This is a genomic window from Micromonospora sp. NBC_00389 (genome assembly GCF_036059255.1).
Lineage (GTDB): Bacteria > Actinomycetota > Actinomycetes > Mycobacteriales > Micromonosporaceae > Micromonospora.
In genome coordinates, this window is record NZ_CP107947.1 from 7,853,042 (window position 1) to 7,870,275 (window position 17,234).

At 71.7% G+C, this 17,234-nt stretch carries 15 protein-coding genes; 9 read left to right on the top strand and 6 right to left on the bottom strand.

The window, feature by feature from the left end:
- The first annotated feature begins 224 nt into the window (after positions 1-224).
- Genes OG470_RS37065 through OG470_RS37080 form a run of 4 tightly spaced genes read left to right on the top strand, consistent with a single transcriptional unit; the run spans position 225 to position 3,883 of the window.
- Positions 225-1,244, top strand: coding sequence for an ArsR family transcriptional regulator (locus tag OG470_RS37065; protein ID WP_328419452.1), 1,020 nt, complete (start codon positions 225-227; stop codon positions 1,242-1,244).
- Between the two features lie 59 nt (positions 1,245-1,303).
- A complete protein-coding gene (locus OG470_RS37070) occupies positions 1,304-2,314 on the top strand; it encodes an ABC transporter ATP-binding protein (protein WP_328419454.1) in 1,011 nt (336 codons plus the stop codon).
- Complete coding sequence (locus tag OG470_RS37075) at positions 2,311-3,084, top strand: ABC transporter permease (RefSeq protein ID WP_328419456.1); 774 nt, start codon at positions 2,311-2,313, stop codon at positions 3,082-3,084. The genes OG470_RS37070 and OG470_RS37075 overlap by 4 nt, the downstream gene beginning before the upstream one ends.
- 10 nt (positions 3,085-3,094) lie before the next feature.
- Entirely contained in the window at positions 3,095-3,883 is a 789-nt protein-coding gene (locus OG470_RS37080; RefSeq protein WP_328419458.1) for an ABC transporter permease, read from the top strand.
- Positions 3,884-3,951: 68 nt separating this feature from the next.
- Here the strand turns inward: OG470_RS37080 and OG470_RS37085 are convergent, their stop codons facing one another.
- Together OG470_RS37085 and OG470_RS37090 are read right to left on the bottom strand one after the other, a co-directional pair.
- Complete coding sequence (locus OG470_RS37085; protein ID WP_328416230.1) at positions 3,952-5,235, bottom strand: IS110 family transposase; 1,284 nt, start codon at positions 5,233-5,235, stop codon at positions 3,952-3,954.
- 358 nt (positions 5,236-5,593) lie between these two features.
- The gene (locus OG470_RS37090; RefSeq protein ID WP_328419460.1) at positions 5,594-7,144 is read right to left on the bottom strand and encodes an alkaline phosphatase D family protein; all 1,551 of its coding nucleotides are present in this window, start codon (positions 7,142-7,144) and stop codon (positions 5,594-5,596) included.
- Between the two features lie 138 nt (positions 7,145-7,282).
- Here OG470_RS37090 and OG470_RS37095 point away from each other — a divergent pair, with 138 nt between their 5' ends.
- From OG470_RS37095 to sigJ, 3 genes are all read left to right on the top strand, one after another.
- The gene (locus tag OG470_RS37095) at positions 7,283-8,461 is read left to right on the top strand and encodes an acyltransferase family protein (protein WP_328419462.1); all 1,179 of its coding nucleotides are present in this window, start codon (positions 7,283-7,285) and stop codon (positions 8,459-8,461) included.
- 120 nt (positions 8,462-8,581) lie between these two features.
- Entirely contained in the window at positions 8,582-9,013 is a 432-nt protein-coding gene (locus OG470_RS37100) for a carboxymuconolactone decarboxylase family protein (RefSeq protein ID WP_328426851.1), read from the top strand.
- Positions 9,010-9,885 (top strand): RNA polymerase sigma factor SigJ, encoded by an 876-nt coding sequence (sigJ, locus tag OG470_RS37105; protein ID WP_328419464.1) that lies wholly within the window; start codon positions 9,010-9,012, stop codon positions 9,883-9,885. Before OG470_RS37100 ends, sigJ begins: the two co-directional genes overlap by 4 nt.
- 49 nt (positions 9,886-9,934) lie before the next feature.
- On the opposite strand, the gene ndk is transcribed toward sigJ, so the two are convergent.
- Positions 9,935-10,360, bottom strand: a complete 426-nt coding sequence (gene ndk / locus OG470_RS37110; RefSeq protein WP_328419466.1) for a nucleoside-diphosphate kinase — start codon at positions 10,358-10,360, stop codon at positions 9,935-9,937.
- Positions 10,361-10,502: 142 nt separating this feature from the next.
- Between ndk and OG470_RS37115 the strand changes: the two genes are divergently transcribed.
- A complete protein-coding gene (locus OG470_RS37115) occupies positions 10,503-11,924 on the top strand; it encodes a VOC family protein (RefSeq protein ID WP_328419468.1) in 1,422 nt (473 codons plus the stop codon).
- A gap of 31 nt (positions 11,925-11,955) precedes the next feature.
- On the opposite strand, the gene OG470_RS37120 is transcribed toward OG470_RS37115, so the two are convergent.
- The 3 genes from OG470_RS37120 to OG470_RS37130 are packed head-to-tail and all read right to left on the bottom strand — an operon-like array spanning position 11,956 to position 16,366.
- Positions 11,956-12,420 carry a DUF4233 domain-containing protein gene (locus tag OG470_RS37120; RefSeq protein WP_328419470.1) on the bottom strand — a complete coding sequence of 155 codons (465 nt, stop codon included), beginning with the start codon at positions 12,418-12,420 and terminating at the stop codon, positions 11,956-11,958.
- The gene (locus OG470_RS37125) at positions 12,417-13,751 is read right to left on the bottom strand and encodes a bifunctional folylpolyglutamate synthase/dihydrofolate synthase (protein ID WP_328419472.1); all 1,335 of its coding nucleotides are present in this window, start codon (positions 13,749-13,751) and stop codon (positions 12,417-12,419) included. Before OG470_RS37125 ends, OG470_RS37120 begins: the two co-directional genes overlap by 4 nt.
- Positions 13,748-16,366 carry a valine--tRNA ligase gene (locus OG470_RS37130; protein WP_328419474.1) on the bottom strand — a complete coding sequence of 873 codons (2,619 nt, stop codon included), beginning with the start codon at positions 16,364-16,366 and terminating at the stop codon, positions 13,748-13,750. The genes OG470_RS37125 and OG470_RS37130 overlap by 4 nt, the downstream gene beginning before the upstream one ends.
- A 70-nt stretch (positions 16,367-16,436) precedes the next feature.
- Between OG470_RS37130 and OG470_RS37135 the strand changes: the two genes are divergently transcribed.
- Positions 16,437-17,123 carry a hypothetical protein gene (locus OG470_RS37135; RefSeq protein ID WP_328419476.1) on the top strand — a complete coding sequence of 229 codons (687 nt, stop codon included), beginning with the start codon at positions 16,437-16,439 and terminating at the stop codon, positions 17,121-17,123.
- Positions 17,124-17,234 lie beyond the last annotated feature (111 nt).

Here is a 17,234-nt window from a genome sequence, read left to right on the forward strand (position 1 = left end):
GATCGACCGCCCGCTCATTGGCCGGCTGTGACGGGCCGGACCCGTCCGGTTCTACTGGGCCGGTTGCCCGGCTGTTCTTCCGGAGGCTCACCGGTGATGGCCGGGTCATCGCCTTACGGTGCACAACGATACTCGACCCGCCCACCGGCGCGCCGCCGAGTAATCCCGCCCGCCGGCGCGCCGCCGCCGGATCCCGCCCGCCGACCGCCGCCTAGGCTGGCCGGGTGATCCAGATCGAGTTGGACGAGCCCACGCTGGCTCGCACCCGGATCGCCACCAGCCCGCTGTGGGAGGTGATGACCAGCCTGTACGTGCTGCACCGCAACCCGGGCGAGGCGCCCTGGCCGTACACCGGTTGGGCGCGGCACGCCCGGCGGGTGCTGGCCGAGGTGCCGGCGACCGCCCCGGTCCGGCTGCTGGCCATCGGCTCGCGCGCACCGGACTTCCTCAGCCCGATTCCCACGTCGGCCACGCCGACCCTGGCCGACCAACTCGCCGAGCTGCGCGCGACGCCGCCGGAGGTGATCGCCGACCAGATCCCCCGCTACCACCGGCCCGACGACCTGCCCGGGTGGCTCAGCCCGTTCGTCACGGACCGGCAGGCCGCCCTGGACCGGTTGGCGGACGGTATCGAGGCGTACTGGGACGCGGCTATCGCGCCCTGGTGGCCGGCGATGCGGGCGACGCTGGACGAGGAGGTGCTGCACCGGGCACGGGCACTCGCCGCGCACGGCCCGGACGCGCTACTGGCCGACCTGCACGAGCGGGTGCGCTGGGACAGGCCGGTGCTGACCCTGGTGAAGCCGCTGGAACAGCATTTCGAGGCGGTCGACAAGCGACTGCTGCTGATCCCGCTGATTTTCTCCCGGGGAGCGCTCGCCTGCTCCACCGACCACCCGGAGATCGTCGCCGTCTCCTACCAGGCGCGTGGCGCGGCGCTGCTCGCCGATGGCGCGCCCGCCCCGGCTGCCCCGACCGGGCCGGCGGTCGACCGGCTGGCGGTGCTGGTCGGGCGGGGGCGTGCCCAGGTGTTGCGGGCGCTGACCCGGCCGGCGACCACCGCCGGCCTCGCGGCCACCCTGGGGCTGGCCCCGAGCACCGTCTCGGAGCAGCTCTCCGCGTTGCTCACCGCCGGCGTGGTGCACCGCCGTCGGGTCGGCCGGCGGGTGCTGTACGGCCTGGAACCAGCCGGCGTGGCCCTGGTGCAGTTGATCGGCGACGAGCCGGTGACCGCCTCGGCCTGAGCATTCGGCCGGATCCGAATTCGTTTCCCGCCGTCCCGACCGCTCCTAGCCTGCGGGCCATGAGCGAACACGCGATCGAGGCGGTCGGGCTGCGCCGCACGTACCGCAGCCGCACCGGATGGTTACGACCACAGCGCCGGGAGGTCGAGGCGGTCCGCGGCGTCGACCTGACGGTCGGCAACGGGGAGCTGTTCGGCCTGCTCGGACCGAACGGCGCTGGCAAGACGACGACCATCAAGCTGCTGAACACGCTGCTCATCCCGACCGCCGGCGAGGCCCGGATCTGTGGCTTCGACGTGGTCCGGCAGACCCGCGAGGTACGCCGGCGGATCGGGTACGTCTTCGGCGGTGACCGGGGGCTCTACGACCGGCTCTCCGCACGGGACAACCTGCGCTACTTCGCCGAGCTGTACGGCGTGCCGGGGCGGGAGCAGAAGCGGCGGATCGCCGAGCTTCTCGACCTGGTCCGGCTGACCGGCCGGGAGAACGACCGGGTGGAGGGTTACTCCCGGGGCATGCGGCAGCGGCTGCACATCGCCCGGGGCCTGCTGCACCGGCCGCGCGTGCTCTTCCTCGACGAGCCGTCGATCGGGGTGGACCCGGTGGCCGCCCGGGAGCTGCGGCAGACCGTCGCCGAGCTGGCCGCCACCGGCACCACCGTGCTGCTCACCACGCACTACATGGCCGAGGCGGACGAGCTGTGCGGCCGGATCGCGGTGATCGCGAACGGCACCATCCAGGCCCTCGGCACCCCGGCGGAGCTGCGGCACCACGCCGACGGCCGGCAGGTGCTGGAGGTGGAGGCGTACGGGGTGGGCGACACCCAGCTCGCCGTGATCCACGCCCTGCCCGGGGTACGCGAGGCGAGCGTGGCCGTCACCGGTGCGGCGCAGGTGCTGACCGTGCAGTCCGACGCGGGGGTGGACGTGCAGGCGGACGTGTTGCGCGCGCTGGACGGGGTCAGGCTGGGCCGGGTCACCGCGCGGCAGCCCACCCTGGAGGACGCGTACGTGGCGATCGTGAACCGGGTCGACGCGCAGGCCCGTGCGTTCGAGGCGGTGGCCGGGTGAGGACGCTGCGGATGATCGCGGTCGGTGCGCTGTTGCACGCCAAGCAGCTCAGCCGGTCGCCGTTCGAGATCGCCACCGCGCTGATCGTGCCGGTGGTGCAGGCGACCCTGGCCGTCTACCTGTTCCGGGCCGGCGGTGAGCCGGGCCGGCTGTTGGAGGCCGCTGTCGGAGCGGGGCTGATGGGCATCTGGTCGTCGGTGCTGTTCGGTTCCGGTGGCGCCATCCAGAACCAGCGGTGGCAGGGAACCCTGGAGATGATCATGTTGGCACCCCGGCCGCCCGCCCTGGTGGTGCTGCCGATCACGCTGGCCACCGCGCTCACCGGCACGTACGCCATGCTCGCCACGCTGGCCTGGGGTCGGCTGCTGTACGGCATTCCGCTGTCCTTCGCCCACCCGTTGGCGTTCGCGGTCGCGGTGCCCGGCTGCATCATCGGGCTCGGCATGTTCGGCCTGCTGCTCGCCTCCACGTTCGTGCTGCTCCGCAACGCCAACGCGCTGGCCAACACGCTGGAGTACCCGATCTGGCTGGTCTCCGGGATGCTCGTGCCGATCACCGCGCTGCCCGGTTGGACCGGCCCGATCGCAGCCGTGCTGCCCACCACGTGGGGAGCGCGTGCGGTCCGCGAGGCGGCCACCGGCAGCGGGCCGGTCTGGCCGTCGCTCGGCGTCTGCCTGGCGATCAGCCTGGCCTGCCTGGCGCTCGGCGCGATCATGATGACCCACGTCGAGCGGCGGGCCCGCGCGGCGGCCACGCTCGCTCTGGCCTGAGGAGGCGACGATGACCGCACTGCTCCGCCTGGTCGGCATCGGTGGCGTGATCGCCTACCGGGCCCTGTTCAACTGGACCACCCCTGCGATGTTCGTCGGCACGCTGCTCGTCGGCCCGCTGTTCCAACTGCTCTTCTTCGCCTATCTGGGACGGCAGCTCGGGGTCGCCGACGACAGCTTCTACATCACCGGCAACGCGGTGCTGGCCGCCTCCCTGGCGTGCGTGTTCGGCGGCACGATGGCGGTCTCCAACGAGCGGCGCTTCGGCACCCTCGGGCACGTGCTGCTCTCGCCGCGCAGCCGTACCGCGGTCTTCCTCGGCCGGGTCCTGCCGTACGCGGCGAACGGCCTGCTGATCGCGGTGACCACGCTGACCGCCGCGTCGCTGCTGCTCGGCCTGCGGGTGCCGGTCGACGCGCTGCCGGGGCTGCTGCTGACCCTGGCGGTCGCGGCGCTGGCCTGCGGCTTCTTCGGCCTGACGTTGGGCGCGATCGGGCTGCGGTTCCGGGACGTCTGGCTGGTCTCCAACGTCTCGATCGCGCTGCTGCTCCTGCTGACCGGGGTGAACGTGCCCGCCGCCGGGCTACCGGCCTGGATGCGGCTCACCGGCGAGCTGCTGCCGATCACCCACGCCGCGGAGGCGGCCCGGCGGCTGGTCGCCGGTGAGGGTTTCCGGGCCGCCGCACCCCAGCTCGCGGTCGAGCTGGCCATCGCGGTCGCCTACGCCCTGCTCGCGGCCACCCTGCTCAAGCTCTTCGAGGCCGAGTCCCGCCGCCGAGCATCCCTCGACACCCTCTAATCCGAAAACTGAGGGTGGGTGGGCGCGCGGCAGCGTCCGGCGGAGCCGGACTCGGTGTGGTGGTGCGGTCAGGCTGCGGTGGGTAGGTGGGTGCGTTCGGCGGTGACGGTGTAGCCGAGGGCTTCGAGTTGTCGGATGTGGTTGCGGGCGCGTCGTTCGGGGTTGACGCGGGTGTCGTAGAAGTCGGCGCCGAGGTCGTGGAATGTGGCCTCGGGGTCGTGGAGAAGGTGCCAGATGATGATGAGGGTGGATCGGCCGACTGCGACGATGGCGCGTTTGGCGCCGCGTCGGCGGGCGATGCGGCGATAGCGCTCGCCGAGGAAGGTGGGGGTGCGGGCGGCGCTGACGGCGATCTGGCCGAGGACGCGGGCCAGGTAGGGGTTGCCGTGGCTGGTGGAGCCGCTGCCTTTCTTGCGGCCTGCGGATTCTTTCACGGTGGGTGAGAACCGGGCCCATGAGGTCAGGTGGGCCGGGGTTGGGAAACGGCTCATGTCCACGCCGATTTCCGCGATGATCGCCCGCGCGGCCACCGGTCCCACGCCGGGGATGTGCTCAAGCCGGCTGGCCGCCTGCGCGAAAGGGGCGATGCAGACCTCGATCTGCGTGTCGACGTCGGCGATGTCGGCCTCGATCGCGTCGACGCGGGTGAGCATCTTGCTCAGCAGGAACGCGTGATGGTCGGTGAACCGACCGACGAACGCCTCTTCCAACATGCTGATCTTGCGGCGGAGGCTGGACCGGGCCAGTTGCGCGAGCTGGCGCGGGTCGCGTTCACCGGCGATCAACGCCGCCATCATGGCCCGCCCGGAAGTGCCGAAGATGTCGGAGGCGACCACGGACAGCTTGATCTGCGCGTCTTCGAGGAGCTTCTCGGCCCGGTTCTTCTCCGCTGTCTGCGCGGCGACGAGATCGACTCGATAGCGGGTCAGGTCGCGCAGCATCCGAATCTGCGGCGGCGGCACGAAACTCGGCCGCAGCATCTGCCGCTCGGCGACCTTACACAGCCACACCGCGTCCAACCGATCGGTCTTGGGTCGTCCCGGCAGGTGTTTGACATCGCGGGCGTTGACCAGCCACGTCTCGAACCCGGCTGCTTCCAGCAGATAGAACGCCGGCTTCCAGTAGTCGCTGGTCGCCTCCATCACCACCCGGGTCACACCCAAGCTGCGCAGCCGCTCGGCCATCCGCCCCAGCGACCGGGTCATCGTCGAGAAGGTCTCGACCTCCTGCACCCGCCGACCCGGTCTGTCCGGGTGGGGCAGCCGCACACAACACACGAGCGAGGACTTACCGATATCCAGCGCGGCGATCCGCTCGATGATCTCCTCGCGCTCCTGAGTCTCCTCCAACACGTGACCCTCCCTGCCCGCGCCGAACCCGCCAACGGCGTCGCCCGCGGTGACCACAGAGGGACAGCGAATCTAATCCTCGTGCTCGAAGCAACAGTGAAGGGCCCATCAGCGTGGCCACCAGCATCCGACTAACCCACGGCCTGAACCGAACCAAGGAGGCGACGACGTCAGCGGGCGACCCCACCACGGCACCACCAACCACCGGCACAGCGCAACAGGCGAGAACAGTTTTCAGCCCGGAACGGGCCACCCAACAGGGAGACGGAGACTAACCCCAGGGCCGACCGAGGCCGACCAGGAGGTTGGCGGGCGCGCCGAACTGCGCACGCCCGCCAACCTCATGATCACCGTGCTCGGGTCAGGGTGCCGGGAGGGTGGTGCTCCAGAGGGCGGCGCCGTCGCGGTCGCGGAGGTGCACCGTGAGGGCGGCCGACTCCCCGTCGATGGAGACCTCACCGAAGTGCTGGAAGCCCTCCGCCGGCGAGGTGTTGGCGCGCGGCGGTGCGTGCACGAAGGCCGCCTGCGGTCCGAACGTGCCGTCCAGCGCGTTCGGACCGAACGCGCCGGCGTGCGCCGGCCCGGAGACGAACTCCCAGAACGGGGTGAAGTCGCCGACCGCCGCGCGCGACGGGTCGTAGTGGTGTGCGGCGGTGTAGTGCACGTCGGCGGTGAGGAAGACCATTCCGGTCACCCCGGCCCGGTGGGTGGCCCGCAGCACCTCGGCGAACTCCAGCTCACGCCCGGCCGGCGCGCCCGGGTCGCCCTGCGCGACACCCTCCTGCGCGCCCGGACCGTCCGGCACGACCACCCCGATCGGCAGGTCGTTGGCGATCACCTTCCAGGTCGCCCGGGACCGCTTCAGTTCCCAGATCAGCCACTCCCGCTGCTCGCGGCCGAGCAGGCCGCGCTTCGGGTCGGCGTACGTGTTGCCGTCGTTCGCGTCCTTGTAGGTCCGCATGTCCAGCACGAACACGTCCAGCAGCGGCCCGTACGACAGCCGCCGGTACATCGGCCCGTCGACCGGCACCGGCAGCCACTCGTTGAACGCCTGACGGGCCCGGGCGGCCAGCACGTCCACCCGCTGCTCGGTGTAGCGGGGGTCGTCCAGGATCTCCCCCGGGTACCAGTTGTTGAGGACCTCGTGGTCGTCCCACTGGTTGATCTGTGGCACCGTCGCGGCGAACGCCCGCAGGTGCTCGTCGAGCATGTTGTACGCGAACTGTCCCCGGTACTCGGCCAGCGTCTCGGCGACCTTGCTCTTCTCCGGGGTCACCAGGTTGCGCCAGATCTGCCCGTCGGGCAGCGTCACCGACTCGACCAGCGGGCCGTCGGCGTACACGGTGTCACCGCTGCACAGGAAGAAGTCCGGCCGGGTCTCCCGCATCGCCTTGAAGATCGACATCCCGCCGAAGTCCGGGGCGATCCCCCAGCCCTGCCCGACCACGTCCCCGGTCCAGACGAACCGCACGTCGCGCCGCCGGTGCCGACCCGGCGCGGTGGTCAACGACCCGGTCAGCGGCTCGCTGACCAGCCCGTGCCGCTCCAGGCTCTCCACCCGGACCCGGTAGTGCAGCCGCTCGGCGTCCGGCAGACCCCGCAGCCGGACCTTGCCGGTGAAGTCACCGGTCGGGGCCAACACCGGCCCACGCAGCTGCCGCGCGCCCCGGAAGTCCGGCCGGCGACTCACCTCGACCAGCATCCGACCCGGCCGGTCGGCCCGGGTCCAGACCAGCGCCGAGTCCGCGGTCACGTCTCCGCTCTGCACACCATGGGTGAGCACCGGGCGCCCCGCCGGGCGCCAGGCCGGCGCCGCGTTCGCCCCGGCACCGCCCAGCAGGCCGCCGCCGGCGACTCCGACCCCGGCCACCAGGCCGGCCCGCAGCAGGGTACGTCGATCAAGCTCGGTCATGCTTCCTCCCGATGATGGGTTGACCCCGTCGGTCTACCGGTCGGAGATGGCCGCGACCGGCGGTCCGGGTGACGAGAGCGGGAACCCCGGTTGTCCGGCCGGCTTGACCCGGCTGGCGCGCTCACGCAAACTTCGCCGGTGCGTTCGCTTCGGTACGACGAGTTCCAGGCCATGCGTCGATTCCCCGCCCTGGACGGGCTGCGGGCTGTGGCCGCCATCATGGTCTTCGCCTTCCACTACGGAGGCCCATCCTGGAAGTGGCTGACCGGCTGGATCGGCGTACACCTGTTCTTCGTGCTCTCCGGCTTCCTCATCACGACGCTGCTGCTGCGTGAGGAGCACCGGTACGGCAAGGTCTCGCTGCGCGCGTTCTACCTGCGGCGGTTCTTCCGGATCATGCCGGTCTACCTGCTGGTGCTCTTCCTGACCTGGGGGCTGGCCCGGCTCAGCGGCAGCGCCGACTCGATCGAACGCCTGATGAAGTACTACCTGCTGTTCCTCAACGAACTCCTGCCGGCCAGCGCGCCGTACCTGCACTCCTGGACCATCGGGATCGAGCAGAAGTTCTACCTGTTCTGGCCGGCCATCGCGTTCGTCCTGGTGACCGCCGCGTTCCGCCGCCGGCTGGCCGTCACGGCCGGCCTGATCGTGCTCTTCATCGCGCTGATCCCGCCGGACATCGCCTGGCTGAGCTGGCCGATCCACTATGTGGCGATCCTGCTCGGCTGCCTGACCGCGGTGGTCATGCACCACCCCCGAGGCTTCGCGGTGGTCCGGCCGCTGACCCACCCGGCGACGGCCACCGTGGTGATCGTGGTCTTCATCGCGTTCCAGGTGGCCGTGCAGTACTGGCCGATCCGGTTCGGCCAGGAGGCGCTGATCGGCACCTACGCCGCCGCCGCGGCGCTGCTGCTGCCTGCCCTGCTCTCGCGCAGTGTGCTCGCCCGCGGGTTGGGGCTTCGTCCGCTGGTCTTCATCGGCGAGCGGTCGTACTCGATGTACCTGGTCCAGTCCATCGCGGCGCGGGCGGCGATCGGACTGCTGCCCACCATGGGACGTCGCAGCACCGGCCTCTTCCTGGGTGCCGTGGTGGTGGCGCTGCTCATCGCCGACGTGCTCTACCGGTGGGTCGAGCTACCCATGATCGAGGTGGGCCGCCGGCTGGCCGCCCGGGTGACCCGGCGCGGCCCGCGCGACAGCGGCGACAACTCCGGTGCGGGCGGTACGACAGGTGACACCGCCGGGGTCCCCGCGGCCGAGCTGATCCCCCGCCCACGCGAGGTGCTGGCGGACACCGCCCCGGCGACCCGCGGCTGACCTCTTCCCCGACCCGTTCCGGACGGCATGACCGGGGTCACAGCGGCCCACTGTCACGGCACACCCCGGCCCACCCGTCGTGACGGTGTCGAACCGATCAGGGAGGTAGTCGTGCCACGGATGAACCCGGCCGAGCTGGTACCCCAGGCGTACAAGGCCGTCATGGGGATGGAGAAGTACGTCCAGACGAACGTCGACCACACCGTGCTGGAGCTGGTCAAGCTGCGGGCGTCGATCCTGAACGGGTGTGCGTTCTGCGTCGACATGCACAGCCAGGACGCGCTCGCCGCCGGCGAGTCGAGCCGGCGGCTGTTCGCGGTGGCCGCCTGGCGGGAGGCGACGTTCTTCGACGAGCGGGAGCGCGCGGCACTGGCGCTCACCGACGCGGTCACCCGGCTCGGCGAGCACGGGGTGCCGGATGAGGTGTGGGACACCGCCGCGAAGGTCTGGACGGAGAAGGAACTGGCCGACCTGGTCATCGCGATTGCCACAATCAACGTGTGGAATCGGATCGCGGTGACGATGCAGCTGGAGCCTCCGGCACAGGTGTGACGACCGAGGCGGCAGAGGCGGCCGGTGCGCTTGAGGCGCACCGGCCCATGCTGCTCGGGCTCGCCTATCGCCTCCTCGGCAGCCGGGACGACGCGGAGGACGTGCTCCAGGAGGCGTACCTGCGCTGGCTGGGCGTGGACCGGTCAGCGGTGGACGAGCCGCGCCGGTACCTGTCCCGGGTGGTCACCCGGCTGGCCCTGGACCGGCTGCGGACGCGGCAATCCAGGCGTGAGACGTACGTCGGGACGTGGCTGCCCGAGCCGGTGCCCACCGCGCCCTCGCCGTTCGGGCCGTTGGACCGCGCGGAGCTACGCGACTCGCTGTCCACCGCGCTACTGCACGTGCTGGAACGACTCACCCCGCCGGAGCGCGCGGTGTACGTCCTGCACACCGCCTTCGAGATGCCGTACGCCGAGATCGCGGAAATCCTGGATCGGACCCCTGCGGACTGCCGGCAACTGCACCACCGCGCGACCGCCCGGGTGCACCAGGAGCAACGACGGTTCACCGCCAGCCGGTCCGAGCGGGAACGGTTGCTGGACGCGTTCCTGGCCGCCGCCCGGGACGGTGACCTGGCGACGCTCACCGGCCTGGTCGCCGCGGACGCCACGGCCTGGACCGACGGTGGCGGCCGGGTGTCGGCCGCCCGCAGGCCGATCAGCGGAGCGGATCGGATCGCCCGGTTCTTCGCCGGGATCTACGGCCCGCGCCACAGCTGGGCGGCGCGCCACCTGGAGCTGAACGGGGAACCCGCCGCCCTGATGACCCGCGCGGACGGCAGCCGGTACACGCTGACGGTCACCGCGGCCGACGGGCGGATCACCGGGATCTACGTGGTCGGCAACCCGGCGAAGCTACCGCCGCTCGACTGAGCCCCGGCACCGTCAGCCGATGCCGTCAGCCGGACCCGGCGAGGACGCGTCAGCCCAGCTCGGGGAACCAGAGCGCGATCTCGCGCTTGGCGCTGTCCGGAGAGTCGGAGGCGTGCACCAGGTTCTCCCGGTTGGACAGCGACAGGTCGCCGCGGATGGTGCCGGCGACAGCCTTACGCCCGTCGGTCGCGCCGACCAGCCCGCGGACCACCTCGATGACCTGGTCGCCGGAGAGCACCAGGGCCACCAGAGGGCCGCCGGTCATGAAGTCCTTCAACGGCGGGTAGAACGCCTTGTCGACGTGCTCGGAGTAGTGCTCGTCGGCGAGTGCCGCGTCCATCGTCCGGTGCACCATCGCGTCGATCCGCAGCCCCTTGCGCTCAAAGCGGGAGAGGACCTCGCCGACCAGGCCTCGGCGGACCGCGTCGGGCTTGATCAGAACGAGGCTGCGCTCATCCGCGCTGTTGCTGGACACGCTGGGTTCCTCCTGTACGCGCTGAACGCTCGGGGTCGGTACGGTCAGCCTAGCGACCCGGTCCCGGCGCCGGCGCGGCGGCCGGTCTTCCCCCCGGTGGCCGATCCGGCCTAGCCTGGCCCTGACCCCCGGGAGGTCCACTGTGGCGAATGGCGGGAACCGACCCATCGCGCCGGTACGCAAGCTGATCGGCACGGTGCTGGGCACCGTGGCCACGTTCGTCGTCCTCTTCGGGCTGGGCATGACCAGTTGGGCCATCGTGGCGCTCGGCGTCGCCCTGTTGGTGCTGGCGATCGCGCTGGCCACCGTGCGCGGCGGCGGGCGCACCTGGGTGGTCGGTGTCGGGCATGTGCACAGCGCTTCCGAACCACCCACCCAGTACGCGTTCGGCCGCTGCGAGCTGCAACTGGTGATCGACGCGCCCGGCCTGCCGCCCCGATCCAAGAAGATCATCGAGCCGCGGGTGCCGGTCTCCAAGTGGCCGTCGCTGGGCCAGACCCTCCCGATCCGGGTTGCGCTGGACGACCAGCGGCACGTCAAGGTCCTCTGGGACGAGGTGCTGACCCACGCCGAGACCGCGGCGGCCGTCGCGGACCTGCCGCCGGAGTTCGCCGACGCCGAGGCCCTGGACGAGGTGCTGATCCAGCAGGACGCGCCACCGTGGGCCGACCGCGCGCCCGACGACGACTTCCGGGACGACTTCCGCGATCCGCGCGGCGGTGACCCGTTCCGCAGCCCGCTCGACCCCGACCCGCTGCGCGACGACCTCGGCGTCGCGCCCGAGGAGCGCGAGCCGGTGGTGGTGCACCAGAGCCCGGGTGGCCCGGTGGTGCTAGAGGGGGTCCTGGTCGAGCAGCAGACCGGCGGCGGGCTGCCCCGGCGGGCCACCCCCGCGCCGCGTCCGCCCGCCGAGGAGCAGTTCGACCAGCCCGACACCGACCGCTTCGACCAGCCGGCGGACGATCCGCCCCCGCCGGCCGAGGAGCGCTCCGACCCGCCTGCCGCACAACGCTTCGACCCGCCTCCCGCACAGCGGTCCGGCCCGTTCGTGACGGACCCGCTGGACCCGCTCGACCTGCCGCTGGACGATCCCACCCCGGCCGGAGCGGCACGCGAGACCGTCACCGCCGAGGAGTTGGACGAGGCGATCTTCGGGTACGACGCGACGACCGCCGCCGATTCGGCCGCCCCGATCAGCGGGGTGGGCCTCACCCTGCTGGTCACCGACCTGTCCCGGTCGCTCGGCTTCTACCGCGACGTGCTCGGCTTCACCGAGGTCGACCAGGGCGCCGGCAACGCGGTGCTCGCCTCCGGCACGACCCGGCTGGTGCTGCGCGAGGTGACCGGGGCGGCGCCCATCAGCCGCCGGCTGGTGCACGTCAACCTTGAGGTCGACGACATCGAGGCGGCGTACGGGCGGCTGCGCGGGTCGGGCGTCCGCTTCACGTACGCGCCCCGGGTGGTCAACCGGGGCACCAAGCTGGAGGTGTGGGCGGCGGCGTTCCGCGATCCGGACGGCCACGGCATCGCCCTCACCCAGTGGCGCGAACGCGCCGACGCCTGAGCGGCACGGGCGCGGCCGTCCGGGTCGGGCTTCAGCCGAGGATGACCCGGCGGACGTGCAGCGCGTACGCCCAGACCAGGGCGAAGATGACGCCCAGCGCGAACAGAGACCAGTGCAGCAGGCCGGACAACAGCAGCAGGCCCTGGAGCACGGTGCCGGCGTGCCAGGCCCACGGACGGCGAATCATGCCGGCAAGCAGGACGGCGACCACCGCCAGGGCAACCACGGCGCCGATCGCGGTGCCGCTAAGGTCACCGCCGACCACCCGGATCGGCTGGATGGCCAGCACCAGCACCAGCGCTTCCAGGCTGAGCGTCCCGGCACCCAGGCCGCGTACCGCCCCCTCCGGGTTGCGCAGCCCGGACCGCCGCGGCTGCCCGGCCACCGGCTGGTCCGCCGGCGCCTCGGCATCGGGCTGGTCCACCGGCGCGCCGGCCGCAGGCTGGTCCGCTGTCGGGTGCTCTGCGGTCCGGGGGTCCCGCTCCGGGCCGGTCATCGCTTCAGCAACCGACGTGCGTCGGCCACCGTCACCACCGACCCGGTGACCAGCACCCCGACCCCGCTGAGCTCACCGGGGACGTCCTCCTCGGCCAGCGCCACCGCCAGCTCGATCGCGTCCGGCATCTCCTCGGCCACCTCGACCCGCTCCTCGCCGAAGATCTCGCCGGCCAGCGCGGCGAGTTCCGCCGTCGGCATCGCCCGCGGCGAGGTGTTGCGGGTGACCACCACCAGGTCGACCACCGGCTCCAGCAGCTCCAACAGGCTGGACGCGTCCTTGTCGGCGAGCACGCCGACGACCGCCACCAGCTTGCTGAAGGCAAACTCCTCCTGCAACGCCTTGACGGTGGCGGCCATGCCGTGCGGGTTGTGCGCGCCGTCCAGCAGGACGGTGGGGGCGTTCCGGACCCGCTCCAGCCGACCCGGGGAGCTGGCCTCGGCGAAGCCCTCCCGGACCACCTCGACGTCCAGTTGCCGCGTGGTCCCGGCGCCCAGGAACGCCTCCACCGCGGCGAGCGCCACCGCGGCGTTCTGCGCCTGGTGCGCGCCGTGCAGCGGGATGAACACGTCCTCGTAGATGCCGCCGAGCCCCTGCAGGGTGAGCACCTGGCCGCCGACCGCGAGGGACCGGCCCAGCACGCCGAACTCGGCACCCTCCCGGGCGAGGGTGGCGCCCACCTCGGCGCACCGTTCGAGGAGGGGACGCGCCGCCTCCTCCTCCTGCGCCGCCGCGATCACGGTGGCGCCCTGGTGAATGATGCCGGCCTTGGCCAGCGCGATGTCCTGAAGCGTGTCGCCGAGCCATTCGGTGTGGTCCAGGCCGATCGGCGTGATGACGCAGACCCCGGCCTGGATTACGTTCGTGGCGTCCTCGGCGCCGCCGAGGCCCACCTCGACCACCGCGATGTCGACCGGCGCGTCGGCGAACGTGGCGAACGCCAGCGCGGTGGTCATGTCGAAGTACGTCAGCGGCTCGTCCGACCCGGCGTCGACCAGCTCTGCCAGCGGCCGGATCTCCCGGTAGACGGCGGCGAAGCGCTCCTCGCTGACCGGCTCGCCGTCCAGGCTGATCCGTTCCCGGACCGTCTCCAGGTGCGGGCTCGTGTACCGGCCGGTGTGCAGCCCGAACGCCCGGAGCAGCGAGTCGATCATTCGCGCGGTGGAGGTCTTGCCGTTGGTGCCGGTCAGGTGGATGGCCGGGTACGCCCGCTGCGGGCTGCCGAGCAGGTCGAGCAGAGACTCGATCCGGTCCAGCTCGAAGACCATGCGGGTGAAGCCGCGAGCGGCCAGCTCGGCCTCGACGGTGGCGAAATCGGTACGGTCGGTCACGAGGAAAGCGTCTCCAGAGCAGCGTCGATCCGGACCAGGTCGGCCTCGGCGGTGGCGAGCCGGTCGCGGATCTTCGCGACCACCGGCTCGGGGGCCTTGCCGATGAAGGCCGGGTTGTCGAGCTTCGCCCGGGCCTGCGCGACCTCCTTCTCGGCCGCCGCGCGGTCCTTGGTCAGCCGGGCCCGCTCGGCGGCCACGTCGATCGACCCCCGGGTGTCCAACGCGACACCGACCGCCCCGGGCATGGCCAGCGTGGCGCTGGCCTGGAAGTCCTCGGCGACCGGGTCCAGCCGGGCCAGCGAGCGGATCAGCGGCTCGTGGGCGGCGATACCGGCCCCCGCCAACCCGTCCAGCCGGGCGGCCACCCGCTGGGTCGGGCGCAGCCCCTGGTCGGAACGGAACCGGCGAATCTCGGTGATCACCCGCTGCACGCCGGCCAGCTCCGCCTCGGCGGCGTCGTCGATCAGCGAACGGTCGGCCACCGGCCAGGCGGCCCTCTGCACCGTCTCGCCGCCGGTCAGCGCGAGCCACAGCTCCTCGGTGACGAACGGGATGACCGGGTGCAGCAGCCGCAGCAGCTGGTCCAGCACGTGCCCGAGCACCCGCCGGGTGTTCTCGGCCCGCTCACCGCCCTCGGCGAGCACCGATTTGCTCAGCTCGACGTACCAGTCGCAGACGTCGTCCCACGCGAAGTGGTAGAGCAGGTCGCACACCTTGGCGAACTCGTACGCCTCGAACTGCTCGTCAACCTCGGCGGTGACGTGCGCCAGCCGGGACAGGATCCACCGGTCGACGGTGGAGAGCCGCTCGGCGGCGGGCAGGTCGCCCGAGGTGTGCGCGCCGTTCATCAGGGCGAACCGGGTGGCGTTCCAGAGCTTGTTGCAGAAGTTGCGCGAGCCCTGACACCACTCCTCACTGACCGGGACGTCCTGGCCGGGGTTCGCGCCGCGGGCCAGGGTGAACCGGGTCGCGTCGGCACCGAACCGGTCGATCCAGTCCAGCGGGTCGACCACGTTGCCGAACGACTTGGACATCTTCTTGCCGTGCTCGTCGCGGACCATGCCGTGCAGGGCCACCACGTCGAACGGCTGCCGGCCGTCCATCGCGTACAGGCCGAACATCATCATCCGGGCGACCCAGAAGAAGAGGATGTCGTAGCCGGTGACCAGGACGCTGGTCGGGTAGAACTTGGCCAGGTCCGGGGTCTGCTCCGGCCAGCCGAGGGTGGAGAACGGCCAGAGCGCGCTGGAGAACCACGTGTCCAGCACGTCCTCGTCCTGCCGCCAGCCGTCCCCGGTCGGCGGCTGCTCGCCGGGGCCGACGCAGACGATCTCGCCCTGCGGGCCGTACCAGACCGGGATCCGGTGCCCCCACCACAGCTGTCGGGAGATGCACCAGTCGTGCATGTTGTCGACCCAGGCGAAGTAGCGGTTGGCCAGCTCGGCCGGCTCGATGCGAACCCGACCGTCGCGCACCGCGTCGCCGGCGGCCTGGGCCAGTGGCGCGGTGTTGACGAACCACTGCAACGACAGCCGCGGCTCGACGGTCGTCTTGCACCGCGAGCAGTGCCCAACCGCGTGCACGTACGGCCGCTTCTCGGCCACGATCCGGCCCTGCTCGCGCAGCGCCGCCACGATCGCGGGCCGCGCCTCGAAGCGGTCCAGCCCTTCGAACGGGCCGGGCACGGTGATCACGCCGCGCTCGTCCATCACGGTCAGCGCGGGCAGGTCGTGGCGCTGGCCGATCTCGAAGTCGTTCGGGTCGTGCGCGGGGGTCACCTTGACCATGCCGGTGCCGAAGGACGGGTCGACGTGCGCGTCGGCGACGATCGGGATGCGACGGCCGGTCAACGGCAGCTCAACCTCGGTGCCGATCAGGTGCTGGTACCGCTCGTCGTCCGGATGCACCGCCACGGCGGTGTCGCCCAGCATCGTCTCGGCCCGGGTGGTGGCCACCACGACCTCGTCGCTGTACCGGATGGAGATCAGCTCACCATCGTCGTCGGTGTGCTCGACCTCGATGTCGGAGAGCGCGGTCAGGCAGCGCGGGCACCAGTTGATGATCCGGTTGGCCCGGTAGATCAGGCCCTCGTCGAAGAGCTTCTTGAAGATCGTCTGGACGGCGCGGGTCAGGCCCTCGTCCATGGTGAAGCGCTCCCGGTCCCAGTCGACCGAGTCACCGAGGCGCCGCATCTGACCGAGGATCGCCCCACCGGACTCGGCCTTCCACTGCCAGACCCGCTCGACGAACTTCTCCCGGCCGAGGTCGTGCCGGGACAGGCCTTCGCCGGCGAGCTGACGCTCGACCAGGTTCTGGGTGGCGATGCCCGCATGGTCCATGCCGGGCAGCCAGAGCGCCTCGAAGCCCTGCATGCGCTTACGCCGGGTCAGCGCGTCCATCAGCGTGTGCTCGAACGCGTGGCCCATGTGCAGCGAACCGGTGACGTTCGGCGGCGGGATGACGATCGTGAAGGGCGGCTTGTCGCTGTCGGCGGAGGCCCGGAAGTGCCCGGCGGCTACCCACTGCTCGTACCGTCGCTGCTCTACCTCGCCGGGCTGGTACTGGCCGGCCAGGGTGGGGGCGTCGGGGCGTCGGGCATCGAGTCTGTCGGTCACCCTGGAAAGTCTACGGAGGGCTTCGGCGGACCCGGCGTGCACCACCTGCCATTCGCGTACGGTGTCGGCTATGTCCGACGCACATCTCACTGAGCGCCCGCTCGACGACGGTCGCGAGCCGGTCGAGCTGACCGACGAGCCGATCCAGCTGAGCACCCGGGATACCGGCGGCGACCCCGACGAGCCGCAGGGTGGGTGGTCCCGGCGCCGCCGGATCGGCTGGACCGTCGCACTGGTCGTCGGCCTGGCGGGTGCGGGCGTGCTGGGTGTCGGCGGATGGCGGGTGGCACAGCAGAAGGACACCCAGCTGACCTCGCCCGATCAGGTGGCGGGCCTGACCCGTGACGACAGCGAGCGGGCGAAGAGCACTGCGGACTACCTGCGCAGCGGCCTCGCCGCCGACATCGAGCTGGACCGCAGCTTCGGCACGGTCTACCGCGACCCGGCCGACGACAAGCGGTCGGTGCTGATCTTCGGGGGCACCACCCTGCTCTGGCAGCCGGAGCGCGACCTGGACAGCCTCTTCGGCCTGATGTCCGACGAGACCGGCGCGGTGACCGGCCTGCGCGAGGTGCCCGCGGGCGAGCTGGGCGGCGTGATGAAGTGCGGCAGCACCAGCGGCGAGGGCGGCGACTTCGCGGTGTGCGGCTGGGCCGATCACGGCAGCGTCGTGATGGCGATGTTCCCGGGACGCTCGGTCACCGACGCCGGGGGCCTGCTGCGCAACCTCCGCGCGGACATGCAGACCCGGAACTGACCGACTCCGTTTTCCTTGGGCGGATATGCGTCAGGGCCACTCCTGCGGGGGTGGCCCTGACGCATAGAAACGCAGGAAGGGTCACCCTGTACGGGTGACCCTTCCTGGAAT

Excerpts from the sequence above, each read along its gene's own strand:
- OG470_RS37070 (WP_328419454.1), top strand. The coding sequence starts at position 1,304 with ATGAGCGAACACGCGATCGAGGCGGTCGGGCTGCGCCGCACGTACCGC.
- OG470_RS37080 (WP_328419458.1), top strand. The coding sequence starts at position 3,095 with ATGACCGCACTGCTCCGCCTGGTCGGCATCGGTGGCGTGATCGCCTAC.
- OG470_RS37090 (WP_328419460.1), bottom strand. The coding sequence starts at position 7,144 with ATGACCGAGCTTGATCGACGTACCCTGCTGCGGGCCGGCCTGGTGGCC.
- OG470_RS37100 (WP_328426851.1), top strand. The coding sequence starts at position 8,582 with ATGAACCCGGCCGAGCTGGTACCCCAGGCGTACAAGGCCGTCATGGGG.
- OG470_RS37120 (WP_328419470.1), bottom strand. The coding sequence starts at position 12,420 with ATGACCGGCCCGGAGCGGGACCCCCGGACCGCAGAGCACCCGACAGCG.
- OG470_RS37135 (WP_328419476.1), top strand. The coding sequence starts at position 16,437 with ATGTCCGACGCACATCTCACTGAGCGCCCGCTCGACGACGGTCGCGAG.